Origin of the sequence: Saliphagus sp. LR7 (assembly GCF_003344565.1) — an archaeon.
GTDB classification, from domain to species: Archaea; Halobacteriota; Halobacteria; order Halobacteriales; family Natrialbaceae; genus Saliphagus; species Saliphagus infecundisoli.
Map to the genome: position 1 here is coordinate 21,053 of NZ_QPND01000019.1, position 18,441 is coordinate 39,493.

General features: G+C 69.2%; 16 protein-coding genes. 8 read left to right on the forward strand and 8 right to left on the reverse strand.

The genetic code is table 11. The features are described from left to right. Nucleotide 1: 1 nt before the first annotated feature. The 3 genes from DVH23_RS18735 to DVH23_RS18745 all read right to left on the reverse strand — a co-directional run bounded on the left by DVH23_RS18735 (nucleotide 2) and on the right by DVH23_RS18745 (nucleotide 3,646). Nucleotides 2-1,021: a carbohydrate ABC transporter permease gene (locus DVH23_RS18735; protein WP_114578939.1), complete on the reverse strand. Its 1,020-nt coding sequence runs from the start codon at nucleotides 1,019-1,021 to the stop codon at nucleotides 2-4. Beyond that, on the reverse strand, nucleotides 1,021-2,502 hold the full coding sequence (locus tag DVH23_RS18740) for an extracellular solute-binding protein (protein ID WP_114578940.1): 1,482 nt from the start codon (nucleotides 2,500-2,502) through the stop codon (nucleotides 1,021-1,023). Before DVH23_RS18740 ends, DVH23_RS18735 begins: the two co-directional genes overlap by 1 nt. Nucleotides 2,503-2,572: 70 nt before the next feature. Then, complete coding sequence (locus DVH23_RS18745; protein WP_114578941.1) at nucleotides 2,573-3,646, reverse strand: TrmB family transcriptional regulator; 1,074 nt, start codon at nucleotides 3,644-3,646, stop codon at nucleotides 2,573-2,575. A 184-nt stretch (nucleotides 3,647-3,830) separates the two neighbouring features. On the opposite strand from DVH23_RS18745, the gene DVH23_RS18750 reads away from it, so the two are divergent. The 3 genes from DVH23_RS18750 (at nucleotide 3,831) to DVH23_RS18760 (ending at nucleotide 6,896) form a co-directional block, all read left to right on the forward strand. Next, nucleotides 3,831-4,751 carry a hypothetical protein gene (locus DVH23_RS18750; RefSeq protein WP_114578942.1) on the forward strand — a complete coding sequence of 307 codons (921 nt, stop codon included), beginning with the start codon at nucleotides 3,831-3,833 and terminating at the stop codon, nucleotides 4,749-4,751. Nucleotide 4,752: 1 nt separating this feature from the next. Beyond that, a complete protein-coding gene (locus tag DVH23_RS18755; RefSeq protein WP_114578943.1) occupies nucleotides 4,753-5,535 on the forward strand; it encodes a hypothetical protein in 783 nt (260 codons plus the stop codon). 86 nt (nucleotides 5,536-5,621) lie between these two features. After that, a complete protein-coding gene (locus DVH23_RS18760; protein ID WP_114578944.1) occupies nucleotides 5,622-6,896 on the forward strand; it encodes a hypothetical protein in 1,275 nt (424 codons plus the stop codon). A gap of 85 nt (nucleotides 6,897-6,981) precedes the next feature. Here the strand turns inward: DVH23_RS18760 and trmB are convergent, their stop codons facing one another. Continuing rightward, nucleotides 6,982-8,043: an HTH-type sugar sensing transcriptional regulator TrmB gene (gene trmB, locus DVH23_RS18765; RefSeq protein ID WP_114578945.1), complete on the reverse strand. Its 1,062-nt coding sequence runs from the start codon at nucleotides 8,041-8,043 to the stop codon at nucleotides 6,982-6,984. Between the two features lie 128 nt (nucleotides 8,044-8,171). Between trmB and DVH23_RS18770 the strand changes: the two genes are divergently transcribed. Further along, nucleotides 8,172-9,137 carry a mechanosensitive ion channel family protein gene (locus DVH23_RS18770; RefSeq protein ID WP_114578946.1) on the forward strand — a complete coding sequence of 322 codons (966 nt, stop codon included), beginning with the start codon at nucleotides 8,172-8,174 and terminating at the stop codon, nucleotides 9,135-9,137. Here the strand turns inward: DVH23_RS18770 and DVH23_RS18775 are convergent. Both DVH23_RS18775 and DVH23_RS18780 read right to left on the reverse strand, forming a co-directional pair. Further along, a complete protein-coding gene (locus tag DVH23_RS18775) occupies nucleotides 9,134-9,544 on the reverse strand; it encodes a universal stress protein (RefSeq protein WP_114578947.1) in 411 nt (136 codons plus the stop codon). The genes DVH23_RS18770 and DVH23_RS18775 overlap by 4 nt on opposite strands. A 35-nt stretch (nucleotides 9,545-9,579) precedes the next feature. Then, complete coding sequence (locus DVH23_RS18780; RefSeq protein ID WP_114578948.1) at nucleotides 9,580-10,938, reverse strand: bifunctional UDP-sugar hydrolase/5'-nucleotidase; 1,359 nt, start codon at nucleotides 10,936-10,938, stop codon at nucleotides 9,580-9,582. A gap of 104 nt (nucleotides 10,939-11,042) precedes the next feature. Between DVH23_RS18780 and DVH23_RS18785 the strand changes: the two genes are divergently transcribed. Next, entirely contained in the window at nucleotides 11,043-11,279 is a 237-nt protein-coding gene (locus tag DVH23_RS18785; protein ID WP_114578949.1) for a DUF5816 domain-containing protein, read from the forward strand. A gap of 22 nt (nucleotides 11,280-11,301) precedes the next feature. On the opposite strand, the gene DVH23_RS18790 is transcribed toward DVH23_RS18785, so the two are convergent. Further along, a complete protein-coding gene (locus DVH23_RS18790; protein WP_157972495.1) occupies nucleotides 11,302-12,213 on the reverse strand; it encodes a glycosyltransferase family 2 protein in 912 nt (303 codons plus the stop codon). A gap of 131 nt (nucleotides 12,214-12,344) precedes the next feature. Here DVH23_RS18790 and DVH23_RS18795 point away from each other — a divergent pair, with 131 nt between their 5' ends. Genes DVH23_RS18795 through DVH23_RS18805 form a run of 3 tightly spaced genes read left to right on the forward strand, consistent with a single transcriptional unit; the run spans nucleotide 12,345 to nucleotide 16,610 of the window. Continuing rightward, nucleotides 12,345-13,793: an extracellular solute-binding protein gene (locus tag DVH23_RS18795; RefSeq protein ID WP_114578951.1), complete on the forward strand. Its 1,449-nt coding sequence runs from the start codon at nucleotides 12,345-12,347 to the stop codon at nucleotides 13,791-13,793. Between the two features lies 1 nt (nucleotide 13,794). Further along, complete coding sequence (locus DVH23_RS18800) at nucleotides 13,795-15,456, forward strand: iron ABC transporter permease (RefSeq protein ID WP_114578952.1); 1,662 nt, start codon at nucleotides 13,795-13,797, stop codon at nucleotides 15,454-15,456. Then, nucleotides 15,453-16,610 carry an ABC transporter ATP-binding protein gene (locus DVH23_RS18805; protein WP_114578953.1) on the forward strand — a complete coding sequence of 386 codons (1,158 nt, stop codon included), beginning with the start codon at nucleotides 15,453-15,455 and terminating at the stop codon, nucleotides 16,608-16,610. Before DVH23_RS18800 ends, DVH23_RS18805 begins: the two co-directional genes overlap by 4 nt. Before the next feature lie 7 nt (nucleotides 16,611-16,617). Here DVH23_RS18805 and DVH23_RS18810 read toward each other — a convergent pair whose 3' ends face one another. After that, the gene (locus tag DVH23_RS18810; protein ID WP_157972496.1) at nucleotides 16,618-18,441 is read right to left on the reverse strand and encodes an asparagine synthase-related protein; all 1,824 of its coding nucleotides are present in this window, start codon (nucleotides 18,439-18,441) and stop codon (nucleotides 16,618-16,620) included.

An 18,441-nucleotide genomic window follows, 5' to 3' on the forward strand; every position in this document is an offset into this window, starting at 1 on the left:
CTCAGATCCCCTCCTTGTACTGCTGGTAGATGACGACCGAGACGACGATGCCGATGACCCCGGCTGTCACGAACGCGACCGCGGAGGCCAACCCCCGGCTCGAGTAGAAGGTCTCGACGACCATACACGAAAGCGAGGGGACGGTCGTACAGCTCGAAACCGAGTCGATCAGGCCGTAGATCCGCATCGAGTCGATGACCCGAAAGAGGACCGCGATCCCGAGTGCGGGGAGCACCAGCGGGAACGTGATGAGCCTGAACTGCTGCCAGCGGCTCGCGCCCGCGACCTTGGCGACGTCGTAGAGGCTCCGGTCGATGCTCTGGAGGCCGGCGAGGATGAGCAGGGCCATGAACGCCGTCGTCTTCCAGATGTCCGCGACGGTGACGATCAGGAACGCACTCGTCGGATCGTTGAGCGTGTTCGTCGACGCGACGATACCCCACGACGACAGATACTGGGTCAGGAAGCCGGTGCTGGGGTGAAACATCAGGTAGAAGATCATCCCCTGGATCACCAGCGGGATCGCCCACGGGATGATGATCGCCGCCCGGACCCACCGGCGGCCGCGGAACTCCTTGTCGAGGACGAGCGCCTGGCCGAACCCGATGATCGTCTCGAAGAAGACGCTGATAACCGCAAAGAGAAGCGTCACCAGCAGGGTGCTCCGGACCCAGTTCTCGACGTGGACGAACGGGAAGCTCCCGTCGGTCGAGATCCCCGGGAGGAAGATGACCGATCCCGGCAGATCCGGGTTCGCATCGCCCGTGAACAGGTCGACGTAATGCTGGAGGCCAATGAACTCCTGCTCGCCCTCGCCCAGGATGCCCGTGTACATCGACAGCTCGAACGTCCGCAACAGCGGATAGAGCGCGATCGCCCCGAGCAGGACGAAAATCGGCGTCAACAGGAGGTAGGCGAAGGCGGTCTCGCCGAGGTTCTCGATCCACCGCGTGACCGCCACGATCGGGCCCGACCGCTGGGATTCTCGACCGGCCTCCGATCCTCGCTGTTCGGTAGACATTAGCTGGATTCGATCTCCTCGATCGCCGTCTGGAGGTCAGCGGCTGCCTCCTCGGGTGTTTTCTCGCCGGCGACGGCCTGGTTTGCCTGCTCGGCGATCGTTTCGGCCTGGGAGGGCCACTCGGTCGTCACCGGACGGGGCATCGCGCCCTCGCCGGCGACCTGGAGTGTGTTCATGTAGTTGGCCACGACGCCGACTGCGTCGGGGTCGGTCGCCTCCTCGGACTCGAAGAGGTCGGGTTTCGGCGGGAGCCACGCGATGGCCTCGAGCATGCCCAGGTTGAAGTCGTCGGCGGTCATGGCGGACATCGCCTCGAGGGCGGCGTCCTGGTTTTCGCTGTTGGGGTTCAGACAGATGTGCCACCCGCCCTGGGCGGAGGTCGAGCCACCGGTTCCCGGGTAGGCGCCCTCGCCGTCCTCGACGGCGTAGGGAAGCGGCATCGTGCCGAGATCGTCGGGGCCCTCGAAGTCGAAGTCGCCGGTCAGGGCCTCGACGATCGCGTAGGGCCAGTTGCGGTGGAACGCGGCCTGGCCCTCGGTAAACGGCGAGAGGGCGGGGTTCTCTCTCCACTGGGTGATGTTTGACGAGGCGACCCCGGAGGGGTAGTCCTCGAGAGTCCCGTCGCCGCTCCCGTCGCTCGCGAGGGTGTACACCATCGACAGCGCCTCGATGAACTCGGGTTCGTCGATGGTGACGGGTCGGTCGCCGACCGGACCCTGGAGGTTCTCCTCGCCGCCGAAGTACGCCCCGCCGAAGGAGGTCATGACCTCGTTTAACGTACAACAGGCGGTTCCCTCGTAGATGTCCCACTGGGTCGAGAAGCCGAACTCGGCGTCGGAGGCCTCGGTGATCTCGGCGGCCATCTCGGCCCACTCCTGCCAGGTCATCGGCTCGGTCTCCCACTGCGAGAAGTCCTCGTCGGTGTAGCCGGCCTCCCGGGCGTACCCCTTGTTGTACATCATCACCGCGTAGTCGGGAAACAGCGGGATGCCGTAGAGATCCCCGTTCTCGGTGTCCCGGACCGTGTTGGTGAACGCCTCGAAGTAGTTGTCGTTGATCGTCGAGAGCGTTTCGTCGTCTAGCTCCTCGGTGAGGTTGGCGATGTATCCCTGCTGGATGAAAACGTTCGCCCACCCGGTGTCCATCATGAACAGGTCGGGGCTGGTCTCCTCGGCCTCGAGCAGTTCGATGTAGCTGTCCCGCTGTGCCCCCGAGTCTTGCTCCTGTTCGCTGAAACTGATCTCGACGTCGTCGCTGAGGCCGTTCTCGTGGAGCAGGTCCGGCAGGCTGTCCTCGACGTTCGAGATGGTCGTCGACCCCATCGCGATCGTGAGGGTGGTTCCGTCGCCGCCGTCGTCGCCGCCGTATATACAGCCGGCAAGCCCCACCGCGGCGCCTGAAGCCCCGGCGGCCTTGACGAACGTCCGTCTCGACACACCCGTCTCTTCGCTCCCAGTCCCCTGTAAACGCTTTTCGGACATGTACCGCCATTCTACCGGGTAGATACTTATAATTACTGCAGGAGTTACAACGGGTGTTGTTAACTACGTGTCAGTCGCCGCCCTCGGCGAGTTCGACCGTGACCCGTTCGGCCTCGACGTCCTCGAGGGTCGCCCCCCATCCTCCGACGGTGTAGGTGTCCCCGCCGGCGTCCATGGTGAGATACGCCCGCCCGGCGAGCGCCGAGAGCGGCGGCATTCCCTCGGTCGCCCCGGAGGGTCCGGCGTAGGTGACGTCGGTGACGACGCCGCGATGCTCCACGGGCTCTCCCGTCCCGACCGCGAGGCCAGTGACGGTCGCCTCGACTCTCCTCCCCGACTCGAGGAGGGGCTCGATCCGGCGGATACACTGGCGGACGTCGACGTAGGTCGCCGGGAGCCCGCCGTCGGAGGCCGAATAGATCGTCTCCTGGACCTCCCAGAGACAGGTCAGGAAGTACCAGTGGAAGACGTAGGCGTGGCTCCGGTCGTCGACGACGATCCCGTACTCGTTGGTCGAGTCCGCCGGCGGCGAGAAACAGGTCCACGTCCGGTCGATCAGGGCGACGAACGGCGAGGGGATCGCCCGGTGACGCGCCTCGGTACAGACCGCCGAGAGCTCCTCGCGCGGGAGCGTTCCCCAGTCCCCGTACAGACAGAGCTTGACGTCGACGCCGTCCTCGACGGCGGCCGAAAGCACCGGCGAGAGGCGCTCGTACTCCCCGCGGGCCAGCCCGATCTGGACCTGGTTGTCCGCAGACCGGATCAGCGACTCCGCGCGCGCGAGGACCGTCTCGAAGCGCGTGACGATGCTCACGTCGTTGTCCTCCAGGTCCGGACGGTCCCACCGCTCTTCGATCTCCTCGGCGGCGGTCTCGAAGCGGGTCGCCCGCGAGCGGAGGTCCTCGAGTACCGTCGCGAGGTCGTGTGCGCGCGCGTGGAGGCTCCCCTCGTCGTAGGTCTCGACGTACCCGCGCTGTTCTAAGTCCCGGAGGACGTCGTAGATCCGGGGATCTGGGACCGAACTCGACGTGGCGACGTCGGTCGCCGAAGCCGATCCCCGCTCCAAGAGCGTCACGTAGGCGTCGGCCTGGTACGGCGAGAGCCCGGCTTCCTCCAGGGTCGCCCGGAGTTCGTCGCCGTTCATGGGTCGGGCGCCCGGACGGACGACGGCCGGGCAGATACGGGTCTCGCCGATCCGGGGGGGACGCCGATCGGTTCGCCGCTCGCCTCCGCCTCTACGTCCGTCATTCGGTGGTCGATACCACAGCCGTTGTAAAATACCTGTTCCCGGGCGTCACACTCATGGCCCCCGCGACGAAAGGGCGGGCATGGCTGCGTACGCGCTTTTCGAGCGGCTCCGCCGGCCGGAACACACCGGCGTCCACCGGTGTTGGCCGTGTACGGTCGCGAACCTCCTCGTCCTCGCCATCGCCTGTCTCGCGCTCGGGAGGATCCGCAAGTCCTTCGCCGCCGCCCTCGGAATCGTCGGCGCGGGCGCGATCTGGCTGCGGGGCTACCTCGTCCCCTACACCCCCCGCTTTGCCCCACGACTTGCCTCCCTGCTTCCCGGCGACCCGTTCCACGAGGACCCGATCGAACCCGGGTCCGGATCGGGGCCGCCAGCCACGGGGCCCGAGGACGGCCGGAATGCCAGCGGCGACGAGCCTGCAGGCGACGGCGACCGGACCGGGGAGTCCGAACCGGCACGGGGATCGCTCTCTGCACCCGGCGACGCGGCGACCGGCGAGGACCTCCTCGAGGGCCTCCTGGAGGCGGGCGTCCTCGAGGCCGACGCGGAGTCGGTCGCTCCAACCGACGCGTTCCGCCAGCGGTGGGACGAGGAGATCGAGGCCCTTCGGGGGGTCGACGACGACCGACTCGCGGAAGCCGCCCTGGCGGAGAGCGCGGCCGCCGACGCGGACGTCGTCACCCGCGACGACCGGACGTACGTCACCCTCGCGGCGGAGTCGGGCCGGACGATCGACGAGTCCTGGCTGCGACGGCCGACCGCGATCGGACAGACCGCGGCCGCCCGCGCGCTCGCGGAGATGGGCGTTCCCGACGTCGACCGGCCGAATGCCGCCGTCGCTTTGGGAATGTTCCTCGCCGAGTGTCCCGACTGCGGGAGCGAACTCGTCGAACGTCCCGTGGGGGGCTGCTGTGGCCCGCCCCAGACCGGCGCCGACGGCAGGGCAAAGACGGGGCTGACCTGTCCGGACTGTCGCGTCCACCTCCACGTCTTCGAGTGAAGTGGCGGTTCCCGACGCCCTCGACGGTCTCCGGCGGCCCGAATTCACCGGCGACGCCCGCTGCTGGCCCTGTACCGTCCTCAACGGAACGATCCTCTGGATGGCCGTCACGGTCGTGGCGATGGCCGGTCGCCTCCGGCTCGCCGCCGCTCTCGGGATCGTCGGGATCGCCGCGATCTGGCTGCGGGGTTATCTCGTGCCCTACACTCCCCGCTTTGCCCCACGGCTCGCCGCCGTGTTGCCCGGCGACCCCTTCGATCACGCCCGCGAGGTGGGGTCGCTGGCGGACGTCGTCGACGTGGGAGACGAACGGGCGGCGGCGATACTCGATGAGGCCCTCGAGTCCGGGCGCCTCGCTCCCGACGCCCGCCGGGCGTGGCGAGAGGCCGCGGCCCGCTACCGGGAACTCGAGGTCCCCGATCTCGCCGCCCGCGTCTCCGACCGGGTCCCGGCCGAGGCGCGGGCCGAGCGCAGGTGGGGGACCGACTACGTGGTCCTCGACGCTCCGGACGGCCAGATCCTCTGTCCGCGCCCGGTCGCCGTCGCCGACCTCGCCGCCGCCGACGCCCTGGAGGCGGCCGCGGGCCCGGCCGGCGAGCGCGAACGCCTCGCCGCGGCCGATCCGTTCCGGGCACTGCTCGAGAGCTGTCCGCTCTGTGGGGACACTCTCGCGATCGCCCGCTCGCCGTGCTGTGGCGCGGCGCCCCCTGGGACCGCGACGGACGAGCGCCAGCTCGTCTGCGAGGCGTGTCCTACACGGCTCTACGTCTACGACGAGAGCTGACCGCTCGGGGAACCACGACGACGGTCCCGGTCCGGGCGCCGGGTCGAAAGGCGTGGGTTTAGGAACGGATGGCGACTACGCGGGCCATGCACGACGCCCGGTTCGACGGGACGGGAGCGAACGCCCTCTTGGGCTGGCTGGCCGTCGCCGTCCTCGCGGGGCTGGCGATCCATGAGGGGCTCGCGGGCTCCTATCGCTGGTTCTCGCTGACCGCGGCGGCGATCGTTCCGGTGGTCCTGCCCGCGGCGACCCTGCGGGATCCCCGCGCGATGCCCCCCTGGGAGCTGATCGCGCTGGTCGCGGTCCCGGTCGCCGACGCGGCGCTGCTCGGCGAGACCCTCCTCTCGCCGGTCGCGACCTACCTCGCGGTCGCGGCGGTCGCGCTGATCGTCGCCGTCGACCTCCACACGTTCACGGCCGTCCGGATGACCCGCGCGTTCGCGCTCGCGCTCGTCGTCATCGCGACGCTCGCGGTCGCCGCGACCTGGAACGTCGCCCAGTGGGTCTCGGATACGGCACTCGGAACCGACTACCTCGTCGGCGACCGGAGCGGGGACGCCGCAAACCACGCCATGATGATCGACTTCCTGTACGCGACGCTCGCCGGCCTGCTCGCGGGGCTCGTCCTCGCGGGCTACCTCCGATGGCGGTCGTTCGCCCCGACCGCCGCCGGCGTCCCCCGATCGGCCCCCGAGGAGGTGCCCGAGCCGACGCCATCCTTCTCCCGCGAGCGCTTCGCACTCCCCGACGAACGGCTCGCACAGTGTTCGTGGGCGATGCAACTCGCGCTCGGCGTGTTGCTCGTCTACGGCCTGCTCGCCCGCGACGTCACGACGATCACCAACGCCGCCATCGCGCTGTCGGTCACCGCTCTTCCGGCCGTCCTCGAGCGCAACTACCGGCTCCCGATCGAGCCCGAACTCGTCGTCTGGCTGACGGCCGCGGCCTTTCTTCACGTCCTCGGCTCGGCGGGGCTCTACGACCTCCTGGGCCAGTGGGACACCCTCACCCATACGCTGTCGGCCTCGCTGGTCGCCGCGACGGGCTACACCGTCGTCCGGACGGTCGACCTCCACTCCGAGGAGGTCTACCTCCCCTCGCGGACGATGTTCGCATTCATCCTGCTGTTCGTCCTCGCCGTCGGCGTGGTCTGGGAGCTCGCGGAGTTCGGCGTCGACTTCCTTGCACAGCGGTTCGTCGGCGGCGACGCCGTCCTCGCCCAGCACGGGATCGACGACACGGTCACCGACCTCCTCTTCAATCTCGTGGGTGCCGTCGTCGCCGCGACCCTGGGGGCGAGCTACCTGACCGAGACCTCAGCCCGGCTCGCGGGCCGGATCGGCGGCCGGACGGGCGACTGATAGGGTCGGAGGAAACGGTGTACCGATCGGTCGCAGCACGGCCCTGCGATCGACGGTGCACTGGCTTTCCCCCGGACGACCGTAGCTACTCCTCGTAGGCCGGGGGCTCGTCGCGCCCGATCCGGATCTCGTGGGCCTCGACGTCCTCCAGGGCGGCGACCCGGCCGCCGACGGCCACCGTCCCCTCCTCGGTCTCGAGAGTGAGGGAGGCGACCTCCTCGCTGACCTCGAAGGAGACCTCCGAGACCCGCCCGGAGACGACCCTCGAGCGGCCGGACTCGACGTCCCGGCCGTCGATCGTCGCGTAGAACTCGCCGCCGGCGTCGAGGAGGTCCTTTACGCAGCGCCGGATCGAGGCGTACCGGCGGGGGTAGGGCCGCCCCTCGCCGTCCTCGGCTACGGTTTCCTCGGTCGTCGTCCAAAGGACGGTTCCGAAAAAGCCCGAGACGAGGAATCCGAGCGCCGAGCGGTTGAAGATCACGCCGTAGCGGTCCCGGTCGTCCCGGAGGGCGTCCTGGGTCGCGTAGATCGAGTAGGTGCCGTCGGCGACCGCGATCACCGGCGTCGTGATCCCCCGACGGGTGCGGGCGGTCGTCGCGACCGCGCCGTAGTCGAACTCGTCGGCCGGCGGCGCGCCCCCCGAGGGGGCCACGAGCAGGTCCACGCTCACCCCCGCATCGGTCGCCGCCCGGAGGTCCTCGGCGAAGCGCCCCAGGAGGTCGGGAGTCAGCGAGAGCGCGAGCTCGTACTCCGCGCTCTCGATGATCTCCTCGAGGTACCTGAGGATCGTCGAGCGGGACTTGACGAGGGTGACCGCCTCGGTTTCGCGGGCGGGTGCGGTGTACCGGCTCTCTAGCCCGTCGATCATCTCCCCCAGGGCCGCCTCGACGTCCTCGAAGGCCTCGCCGGGGTCGATCGCGACGACCTTCATTGGGCGCGACTCCTGGAGTTCGACCAGCCCCCGGTCGTTCAGGCTCCGAACGGTGTCGTACACCCGCGGCTGGGGGATCTCGGTGTGGTCCGCGATCTCGCTCGCCGTGAGCGTTCCGTGCTCGAGTACCGCGAGGTAGGCGTCGATCTCGTACTCGCCCAGACTGAAGCGATCCCCGACCCGCTCGACGGTCGAGCGGAGCTCGTCTCTGGCCATACGGTCGCCAGAACGCCCCCGGATAAACCAGTATTGGATCCCGAGTAACACTCGGTTTCGAAACGGCGTGGGGTCCCCCGGCGGGATGTCAAAGGACGCTTAACCACGGCGGTCGTGAGGGTCTGCCAATGGCGGGGGTACCGCTCCTGGCGGAGACCGAGACCGCGACCGGCGAGGGGGGAAACGCCCTCCCGAACTGGGTGGCCGACAGCGCCGGCGAGGTCCTCTTCGCGCTGATCGTCCTGCTGGCCGGCTGGTACCTCTCGAAGGTGGCTGTCCGGCTGGCCGGCCGGACGGTCGCCCAGCGGATCTCCCGGCCGAGCGTCACCCGGATGGTCCTGCGTGGCGTCCGGGGATCGGTGCTCTTTTTCACCGTGATGCTCGTCGTCACAATCCTCTTCGACGGCTTCGAGGCCGTCGTCTCGGTCGCCGTCTTCTCGGCGGTCATCGGTATCGTGCTCGCGCCCCTGGTGGGCAGCTTCATCAACGGGCTGTTCGTGCTCGCCGACCAGCCCTACGAGATCGGCGACATGGTCGAAATCGCCGACGCCGGCCACCAGGGGTTCGTCGAGGACATCACGATCCGGTACACGAAGATCACCACCCTCGACAACACGTTCATGGTCGTCCCCAACGCCGAGATACGGACCCGGGACGTCATCAACTACTCCGCCGAGGACGAGCGGACCCGACTGGGGATCAGCTTCGAGGTCACCTACGAGAGCGACGTCGATCTGGCCCGCACACAGGCCGAACAGGCCGCCAGAAGCGTCGAGGAAGTGATCGGCGGTGGCCCCGACATCCGGGTCGGCAGCGCCCGGTATCCCGCGGGCCCCCGGTGTTACATCGACGAGTACGCCGCAAGCGGTATGCGTCTCACCCTCCGGTACTGGATCACGAGCCCCTACAAGTTGCTCGCGGCCCGCTCGAAGGTCCAAGAACGGATCCGGGAGCGCTACGCCGACGCCGACGTCGAGATCGCTTACCCCCACACTCACCACGTCTTCGACGAGACGAGCGGATCCCCTCGAGTCCGCCTCGACGACGGCGGGAGGGTCGATGGGAACCGAGAACCGCCGGCGGACCGCCGCTAGGCCGCGGCGCCCTCGACCGTGATGACCTCGCAGTCGAGGTGGTCCCGGAGGTAGCGGTCGATGTTCGGGTTGTCGGTAAACCGCCGGAGCAGCCGGCGCCACCGCCCGGCCTGTTTGTGGCCGATGACGACGATGTCGGCCTCCTCGCCGGCGACCTCGTCCAAAATGGACTCCTCGACGAGAAACCCCGTCCGAACGACGTACCGGACGTTCTCGATTCGGCCTACCGCCCGCTCGACGGCACGTTTCAGGTCCGTCCGCGTCACGTTCTTGCTCGTCTGATACAGGTTCACGTGAAGCACCGTCAGTGCCGCCTCTCGCTCCTCGGCGACCTCAAGGGCCTCCTCCAACGTGCGCCGCGAGTGTTCGGTCAAGGGATAGCGGACGGGGACCACGACCAGCGTCATCAGGGAAGCGAACGCGACGGTGTGCTGTAAACCTTTCAGTTGACGCGTCTGACCCGTCCCTTCAGGGACGTCTCGACGCCCTCCGCCCGCGCGTACTCCGTCAGGACCTCGTACTGGGGGACCGCGGTCGTCCCGAGGCGGTCGTCGGCATCGAGGCCGGGGAACTCCGCGTCGGTCTCAACGAGGAAGTCCGAGGTCGCCAGCCGGTACGTGTCCCCGGGGTCGACGGGCTCGCCGCCGACCGACCTGACCGAGACGCCGTGATTCTCCGTGTCCCACTCGAGGACCGCGCCGCTGACCTGGGCGTGCCACCAGTCGGGTTCGGCGAAGCCGACGTCGAGGCCCGCGGCCCCCGAGAGGATGGCGGCGAGTTCGGCTCCGGATACCTCGACGACCGCGACCGGTTCGTCGAACGGGACGAGCCCGACGACGTCGGCGGCGGTCACTGCGCCCGCCAGGGGTTCGCCCGAACGGACGCCACCGCTGTTCTGGAGGGCGACGTCGGCGCCCGTCTTCCAGCGGTAGGCGTCGGCGACGAAGTTGCCGACGCGGCTCTCGCCGCCGAACAGCGTCGCCTCGGTGCGCTCCATTGGCCGGGAGACCGTCGCGAGCGTCTCCGAGAGGCCGGTCTCGCTCGCGAGGTCCGCGAAGGTGGCCGCGACCGCGGGGTCGGGCTCGCGTTCGACGGTCGAACGCACGGTGGCGGTCGATCGGCCCTCGAGGGAGACCTCGACGACGGCGCGGCCGCCGTCGCCGGGTCTGGTGAGGAGGGTGCCCGCGACGCGGTCGACGCGGGCGGTCGGGACGTGACCGCCGAGGATCACGTCGGCGTCGACCGCCCGCGCGAGGTCGTCGTCGCCCCGGCCGAGATGCGAGCAGACGACGACCCGGTCGACGTCGCGCTCGCGGAGCTTTCCGATCGCCTTCCGCACCGCGGGGATCGGCTCGGAGAAGCGAAGTCCGTTGGCCATCGGGTTCGTCGCGGCGGTGTCGGGGTCCGTGACGCCCGTAAAGCCGACGCGGACGCCCGCCCGCTCGCGGATCGTCCAGGGGGTAACTCCGGCATCGGCGGCGAAGGCATCCCCGTTCCGGCGGACGTTCGCGCTCACCCATGTCTGGGGCGAGTTCTCGAGGATCTCGCGGGTCGCCTCGAGCCCGAAGTCGAAGTCGTGGTTGCCGAACGTTGCGACGTCGGGGGAGATCGCGTCGTACAGCCGGAGGGCGTGGCGGCCCTCGGTGACCAGCGGGAGGACGCCGGGACCGGTGTTGTCGCCGGTGCCGACGACGAGCGCCCCATCGCGGCGGGCGTCGATGGCGGCCGCGAGCCGGCCGACCCGGGCGGGGTCGTCGGGCGCGTTCTCGACGTCGGAGTAGTGAAGCAGACGGAGGGGCATCGCGTTCGCCGGAGTAGGCCGAGGGGCGACTTCCCTCATTCGGTTCCCGTCTCGGCCCGCGAACGGACCGCACGGATTTTACCCCGCCGGCCGCTATCCGGTCCATGGACGCACGTACGGTCGAGGACGGCGTCACCGTCTACGTCGGGCGGGAGGGCTCTCGCGGCTCGAAGGGGCCCTTCCTCGTCGCCTACGAGAGCCCCGACGGCAAGGAGCGCTACGGCTGGTTCTGTACGAACTGCGAGGGGGCCGACGCGGCGATGGACTCGATGGGCCGCGTCGAGTGCAACCGGTGTGGCAACCTCCGCAAGCCCACCGAGTGGGACGCGGCCCACGAGTAGGTCCGGCCGATTCCGCGAACGCTTACCGACGGCGCGACCGGCCCGGGGCCCGCGTCGCGACGGCCGAGCCCGCGGTCCGCCGGAGATGGCCGGCCGCGATCGACCACTTCTGGAGGCACGCGATCAGGTACCAGCCGACCGCCTCGGCAAAGCTCGGGGATCCGCCGGCCACTCGCTCGCGGAACGCGACGGGGTTCACCGGGAAGTAGTTCCGCGGATCCGCTGGGTCCCGGACGTCGAACCGGTCCCCGTGTCGCTCGCGCAACTTCCCCTGGCCGCGGCCGATCCGGGCGCTCTGGGCGACGAGTTCGCGAAGCGTCGACCGCGCGGGGTGATAGAGGGTGATCCCGGGTTCGTAGACGAGGTCGAACCCGGCGTCGTGGGCGCGCCGGCCGAACTCCAGGTCGCCGTTCGAGCGCAGTCGGCCGTCGAAGCGGCCGACGGCGTCGAACACCCCCCGGCGGACCACGAGACAACAGGTCGGCGCGAACCGCTTCTCCCGAACGTAGGTCTCGACGTCGAACCCGGTCGCGGCCCTGTAGCGGGCGACGAGTCCGCCGTCGGCGACGACCTCGACTCGACAGCCCATGTACTCCCGATCCCCGGCCTCCATCCGGTCGGTGATCGACTCGACATAATCCGGCTCGACCCACATGTCCGCGTCGACGAACCCGAGGATCTCCCCCTCTGCCGCCTCGATCCCCGCGTTTCGTGCGGCGTAGGAGCTCTGGATCCTCTCCTCCCCGACGTAGCGAACCCGCTCGTGTCGGGCGAGGCTCCGGGCGACTTCCGTCGTCCCGTCGGTCGATCCGTTGTCCGCGATGACGACCTCGTAGTCGGTCGCCGTCTGGTCTCCCAGCGACTCGATGGTCGTTTCCAACCCGTCGGGATCGTTGTAGACCGGGACGACGACGCTGGTCTTCGGGTCACTCACGGTCGGATCGGGCAGTAGGGCGATGGGTATCGGTGGACATTTCTCTCCGTCGGGCCTCGATGGACCCGTTCACCCCTCCGTTCGACCGGCGGATGTAAAAGCTTTTTAGGTCGGCCAAAAACACGGCGTACATGACCAGCGACACGAGCGACGACCGCGATGGGGACCATGGTGGGTCCGGACGGAAGCGTGCCAGCGGACGACGAGACGTTCTCAAAGTAGCCGGATCGACTGCGGGGACGTTGTTGGTCGCGGGCTGTCTCGGCGGCGACGGCGAGGACGGGAACGGCGAGGACGGAGACGAGAGCGGGAACGAGACCGAAACGTCCACTGAGAACGAAACCGAGACGACAACGCCCGAGGACTCGAACGAGTCCGGGGCGAACCAGTCCCCGGCCGACTCCGAGGCGAACCAGAGTGCGAACGAGACCGACGGGAACGGAACGACCAACGAGTCCGAAGGAAACGACACTGAAGGAAACGAGTCCGAAGGAAACGACACTGACGGGAACGGGACGGCCGAGGAGCGGACCTACACGGAGGACGAACTGTTCAACATCGACGACTGGCGCGGGGACGGACCACTGATTCAGGATCGCCCCAGCGAGTACACGGGCATCTCGATGCTGGATCTCCCGGATCTCAGCGGCGAGCTCACCGTCTATCTCGGCGGCGGCGAGGGAGGGCTGTACCAGAATCTCATGAATCGGATCCAGTCGGCCTACGAGGAGTTCTCGGTCTCGATCCGTCCCGCGCCGTCGGCACAGCTGGCCAACACGATCATCGAGGAGACGTCCGCGGGCTCGAGTTCGGCGGACGTCTTCTGGGCGATCGACGCCGGCTCCATCGGCATCGTCGCCTCCAACGACGCGACCGTCGAGCTTCCAGAGCGGGTCGTCTCGGGGGTGCCGGACACGTTCCACCCGACCGACCAGTGGGTCGGGATCATGGGCCGCGCCCGGAGCATCCCCTACAACACCGACGAGTTCGACGCCGAGGACGTCCCGAACGACGTCATGGCGTTCGCCGAGGACGAGCGCTTCCAGGACGCGATGGGGTGGGCACCCACCTATGGTGCGTTCCAGTCGTTCGTCACGGCGATGCGGCTCATCAACGGCGAAGAGGAGACCCGACAGTGGCTGAACGGGATGCTAGAGCAGGGCGTCCAGACCTACGACAACGAGCTGGTCGTCGCGAACACGGTCGCGAGCGGCGAACTCGACGCGGGCTTTTCGAACCACTACTACTCGCGGCTGGTGTACGAGGAGCGCCCGGACGCCCCGCTGGATCTCGCCTTCACCCAGGGGGACGCCGGCGCACTCATCAACTGCTCGGGGACCGAGATCATCCAGGGAACCGACAACGAAGAGCTCGCGGCCGACTTCATCCACCACCTGCTCAGCATCGAGGCCCAGGAGTTCCTCGGGACGCGAGGCTACGAGTACCCGCTCGTCCCGGGCGTCCCGCCGATCGGCGACCTGCCGACGATCGACGAACTGAACCCGCCCGAGCTCAACCTCGCGGAGCTCTCGGACGTCGAACCCACCCTGCAACTGCTCCGGGAGGTCGGCGCCCTGTAGCATGTCCGTCGCCGACCGGCTGGCCGAACCGTTCGATCGGGGGGGCAAGGGCAGCCACCCGATCGGGTTGACCCTGCTGAGCGGCGCGATCGCCGCCGCGGTGCTCTCGCCGCTCGTCTGGATCGCCATGCGGGTCCTCCAGGTCGATACGGAGTACGCGCGATCGATCCTCGTGCGCCCGACGACGGTCGAGATCCTCCTGACGAGCCTCGCGCTCGTCGCCGCCGTCACCGGCGCCTCGATCCTCCTCGGCGTTCCCCTCGCCTTCCTGACCGTGCGGACCGACCTCCCCTTTCGGCGGTTCTGGACCATCGCCGTGGCGCTGCCGCTGGTGATCCCGAGCTACATCGGGGCCTTCACGTTCGTCATGGCGTTCGGCCCCAGCGGCGAACTCGCCGACGCGCTCGCGCCACTGGGAATCGGGTCGATCCCGTCGATCTACGGCTTCTGGGGGACGACGCTCGTGCTCACGCTGTATACGTATCCGTACGTGTTCATCACCACGCGGGCGTCGCTGCTCTCGTTCGACCAGGGGCTCGTCGAGGCCGCCCGAACCCTCGGCACCTCGCGGCGGGAGGCGTTCAGGCGGGTGACGCTCCCACAGCTCCTTCCGGGAATCACCTCGGGGGCGCTTCTGGTCGCGCTCTACGCCCTCTCTGACTTCGGGACGCCGTCGCTGATGCGCCTCGACGTCTTCACGCGGGTCATCTACGTCGAGTACAACGCGTTCGGTCGGGAGACCGCGGCGTTGCTCTCCGTCCAACTGCTCGCGATCACGGCAGTGATCCTCGCGATCGAATCGCGGATCGGCGACTCGAACCGGGGCGCGTACGTCGGGACGAGCCCCAAGGAAAGCGAGACGACCGTCTCCCTCGGGCGGTGGACGGCTCCGGCGCTCGGCTTCTGTGCGCTCGTCGTCTGTCTCTGTCTCGTCCTCCCGATCGGAATCCTGCTCCAGTGGCTGGTCCGCAGTCCCGAGGGCGCCACCAGGATCGCCTCGGGGTTCCGGCTGGAGTTCGTGCTCAACTCGGTGCAGGTCTCCCTGGCTGCGGCGCTCGTCTGTGCGGTCTCCGCCGTCCCGGTGGCCTACCTCGCCGCGCGACACCGCTCCCGGCTCGCGGAGCTGTTCGATCGCGCGACGTACGTCGGCTACGCGATGCCGGGGATCGTCCTCGGGCTGGCGCTCGTGTTCTTCGGCGTCTGGTACGACGCGTCCGCGGGCGGGATCTCGGAGACGCTTCTCGGGAGCAACGTCGCGCCGGGGCTCTACCAGACGCTCCCGCTGTTGATCTTCGCCTACGTCGTCCGTTTCCTCCCCCAGGCCGTCGGCGCGACCCGCTCGTCGGTCCGGCGCGTCGATCGGAGTCTCACCGAGGCCGCGCGGACGCTCGGGCGCACCCGATCGGCCGCGTTCCGCCGGATCACGCTCCCACTGATCGCGCCGGGCGTGATCGGCGGGAGCGCGCTCGTCTTTCTCACGACGATGAAGGAGCTTCCCGCGACGCTCCTGCTCCACCCGACCGGGTTCGAGACGCTCGTCACCTACATCTGGGGACTCCGCGAGAGCGCGGACTACGGCGCCGTTGCCGTCCCCGCGCTCGCGCTCATCGTCGTCTCCGCGCTCTCGATGGTCGTCATCCTGTCACAGGAGGATAACGCATGACACGACACGTCCACGACGAACGGTCCGCCGTCTCGACCGACCGATCCGCCGAATCCACCCGCGAGCCGGAGGGCGATCCCGTCCTCTCCCTCGAGGGCATCGCCCGGTCGTACGCCACCGAAACCGCCCTCTCGGAGCTCTCCGTGTCCGTCCGCGACGGCGAGGTGCTCACCCTGCTCGGCCCATCGGGCTGTGGCAAGACGACGACCCTGCGGCTGGTCGGCGGGCTCGAGCGACCGGACGCCGGTCGGATCGAACTCCACGACGACGCCATCGCCGACGCCGACCGGGGCGGGTTCGTCCCCGCCGAGGAGCGCGATATCGGCCTCGTCTTCCAGGACTTCGCGCTCTTTCCTCACATGACCGCCGCCGAGAACGTCGGGTTCGGGTTGAACGACCGCAGCAAGGCCGAACGCCGGGCCCGCGTCGAGGAGTTGCTCGCGCTCGTCGATCTGGCGGACCACGGCGAGGACTACCCCGGCGAGCTCTCGGGCGGCCAGAAACAGCGGATCGCGCTCGCACGGTCGCTCGCGCCCGAACCCGACGTGCTCCTGCTCGACGAGCCGCTGTCGAACCTCGACGTGAGCCTCCGGGTCTCGATGCGCGAGGAGATCCGCCGTATCATCGACGAGACGGGCGTCACGGCGATCTGGGTCACCCACGACCAGGAGGAGGCGCTGTCGGTCGCCGACCGCGTCGGCATCATGAACGACGGCCGCCTGGAGCAGATCGGCCGCCCGGAGACGGTCTTCGAGCGTCCCGCTTCGCGGTTCGTCGCCACCTTCCTCGGTCGCGCCGGCTTCCTCTCGGCGACCGTCGCCGACGGCGTCCTCCTGACGGAGGTCGGCGAGTTGGATGCCGACGCGCTCGTCGGGGTGGAGCGATCCGACTGGGGGGCGCTGTCCGAGGAGGCCGCCGTCGACGTCCTGGTCCGACCCGACGACCTCCGGGTGACGCCCACCTCTCCCGCGGACGCCGACGGCACGATCTCCCGGCGCCAGTACCAGGGGCCGTCGTTCGTCTACCGCGTCGAAACCGACGGCGGCGACACCGTCCAGTCGCTCCACGGCCACACGGAGGTGTTCGACGTCGGCGAGTCGGTTCGTCTCGACCTCGTCGCGAACCACCCGCTGGTCTGGTTCCCGTCGGCCTGAGCCCGGCTCACTCCCCGACGACCCGCTCCGTCAGGGGCATCTCCAGGACGGAGACCAGCCGGTAGAGCTCCTCGGCGACGTTCAGCTCCCCCTCGCGGTGTCGCCGGTAGGTCTCTCGAACCGCCGGCCAGTCGACGCCGGGAAGCTGCCGGCCGTTGGCCTCGTGTCTGTCGAGGGCCCGACCCACGAAGTCGTCGCCCCGGACGACCTCGTTTTTGTTCTGCCAGGGGCCGTCCGTCCGGTAGGAGCCGGTCGCCCTGAGCTTGTCGACCTGGTTGGTCACGCGGTTGCCGACCGCGTGGGCCGCCTTCGGATAGTCGAGGGGAATCCCGGTCCCGGCGTGGGGGATCGCCGCGAGCAAGCCGTCGAGACGCTCGATCGCCCGGTGGAGCGGGTCGTGGCGGAGCCGGTATTTCAACGGCATCGCACAGTGGAGGTCGATCAGCCGCCGGTCCAGAAACGGGTTCCGCGTCGGGGCGATCTGGAGGGCGCTGTAGAGGTCGAACCCGATCCCGTTCGTGATCGGGTACAGCGTCGAGGCGAGGCTGAGTCCCCCGACGGACTCGTACTCGACGCCGTGGAAGTCGACCCGGCCGCCCCTCGAATCGACGTTGCGCCACAGGATCCCCTCCAGGGGGGTCGAATCGAGGAAGGGCGGCCGTCGGACGGGTCCCGAGTTCGCCAGTTCGGAGACGAACTCGGGAAGGGCCTCCGGCAGGCGCGCGAACGGCAGCCAGAACCGAACGCCGGCGGGCAGGTCGAGCGTCGCCTGCGAGACGCTCCAGGAGCCGAAGAGGTCGTCGCTGTACAGCCCCGTCAGCAGCGTGTCGGCCTCCTCGCGGATCTCCTCGGCGAACCCGAGCGCGTGGCCCGTGTGGAACGGTCCGATGAACTCCTGGATCGGGCCCGCGCGCTCGAGCAACTCGGCGTGGTAGTTCGGCCCGCGATCCAGCAGGCGAAACTCCGCGCCCGCGGCGTCGGCCGACCGTTTGGCGATCCGTGCCTCCCGGTTCCAGCCGTCGCCGAGGTGAAAGCCCGTCGGCGGCTCGTCGGCGGCGGCCAACACCGCCCGGGAGTCGCTTCCCCCGGAGAGCAAGAGCCCGTGGTCGCGGTCGTCGCTCGTCCGGTCGGCGACCGCCCGGTCGAAGCGCTCGGTCAGCTCCCCCACGAAGTACGAGAGGGGCCTGTCGATCGGGCGGTAACGGGGTTCCCAGTACCGGCGCCGGTCTACGTCGCCGCTTGCGATATCGTACGTCAGAACCGTCGCCGGGGGGAGTTGTGAGACGCCCCGGACCGGCGTCCGCGTGCCGATCGTGCGCCGACAGTAGAGGTACTCCGCGAGGTACTCCTCCTCGAAGCGGAGCTCTCTCCCCGGCACCACGGGCACCGTCTGGACGTTCGTCGAGAAGGCGAGGCCGTCCTCGGTAGCGGCGTAGTACAGCGGGCGCGCGCCGAGCCTGTCGAGGAAAAAGGAGACGGTGTCGGCGGCCGGCTCGTAGACACAGCCGACGAACTCGCCGTCGAGTCGGGTGACGAACTCGAGGCCGTGGTCGGCGTACTCCCGGGCGCAGACGCGGGCCGACTCGTTGGGATCGACGGTGGTCCGCGTACCGTTCGAATCGGTGACGCTGTACACCTCGCCCCATGTCCAGACGAGCGCGCCCCCGGCCTCGGCGGGCTGGTCGGTCGCCGTCCCCTCGTGGAACGCAGAGCGGACGGAAACGCCGTGCTCGCGATAGGTGTCGGCGACCTCGCCGGCGACGGTTTCGGGAACGGTCTCGACCTCGATGCTGTCGGCCGCGTCGCCGAAAACCCCTGAGAGGCCGACCAT

Bases quoted from the DNA above. Each gene is read 5' to 3' on its own strand.
- DVH23_RS18805 (WP_114578953.1), top strand. From the start codon at position 15,453: ATGACACGACACGTCCACGACGAACGGTCCGCCGTCTCGACCGACCGA.
- DVH23_RS18800 (WP_114578952.1), top strand. From the start codon at position 13,795: ATGTCCGTCGCCGACCGGCTGGCCGAACCGTTCGATCGGGGGGGCAAG.
- trmB (WP_114578945.1), bottom strand. From the start codon at position 8,043: ATGGCCAGAGACGAGCTCCGCTCGACCGTCGAGCGGGTCGGGGATCGC.
- DVH23_RS18745 (WP_114578941.1), bottom strand. From the start codon at position 3,646: ATGAACGGCGACGAACTCCGGGCGACCCTGGAGGAAGCCGGGCTCTCG.
- DVH23_RS18795 (WP_114578951.1), top strand. From the start codon at position 12,345: ATGACCAGCGACACGAGCGACGACCGCGATGGGGACCATGGTGGGTCC.
- DVH23_RS18775 (WP_114578947.1), bottom strand. From the start codon at position 9,544: ATGACGCTGGTCGTGGTCCCCGTCCGCTATCCCTTGACCGAACACTCG.
- DVH23_RS18785 (WP_114578949.1), top strand. From the start codon at position 11,043: ATGGACGCACGTACGGTCGAGGACGGCGTCACCGTCTACGTCGGGCGG.
- DVH23_RS18770 (WP_114578946.1), top strand. From the start codon at position 8,172: ATGGCGGGGGTACCGCTCCTGGCGGAGACCGAGACCGCGACCGGCGAG.
- DVH23_RS18760 (WP_114578944.1), top strand. From the start codon at position 5,622: ATGCACGACGCCCGGTTCGACGGGACGGGAGCGAACGCCCTCTTGGGC.
- DVH23_RS18735 (WP_114578939.1), bottom strand. From the start codon at position 1,021: ATGTCTACCGAACAGCGAGGATCGGAGGCCGGTCGAGAATCCCAGCGG.
- DVH23_RS18810 (WP_157972496.1), bottom strand. From the start codon at position 18,441: ATGGTCGGCCTCTCAGGGGTTTTCGGCGACGCGGCCGACAGCATCGAG.
- DVH23_RS18780 (WP_114578948.1), bottom strand. From the start codon at position 10,938: ATGCCCCTCCGTCTGCTTCACTACTCCGACGTCGAGAACGCGCCCGAC.
- DVH23_RS18750 (WP_114578942.1), top strand. From the start codon at position 3,831: ATGGCTGCGTACGCGCTTTTCGAGCGGCTCCGCCGGCCGGAACACACC.
- DVH23_RS18740 (WP_114578940.1), bottom strand. From the start codon at position 2,502: ATGTCCGAAAAGCGTTTACAGGGGACTGGGAGCGAAGAGACGGGTGTG.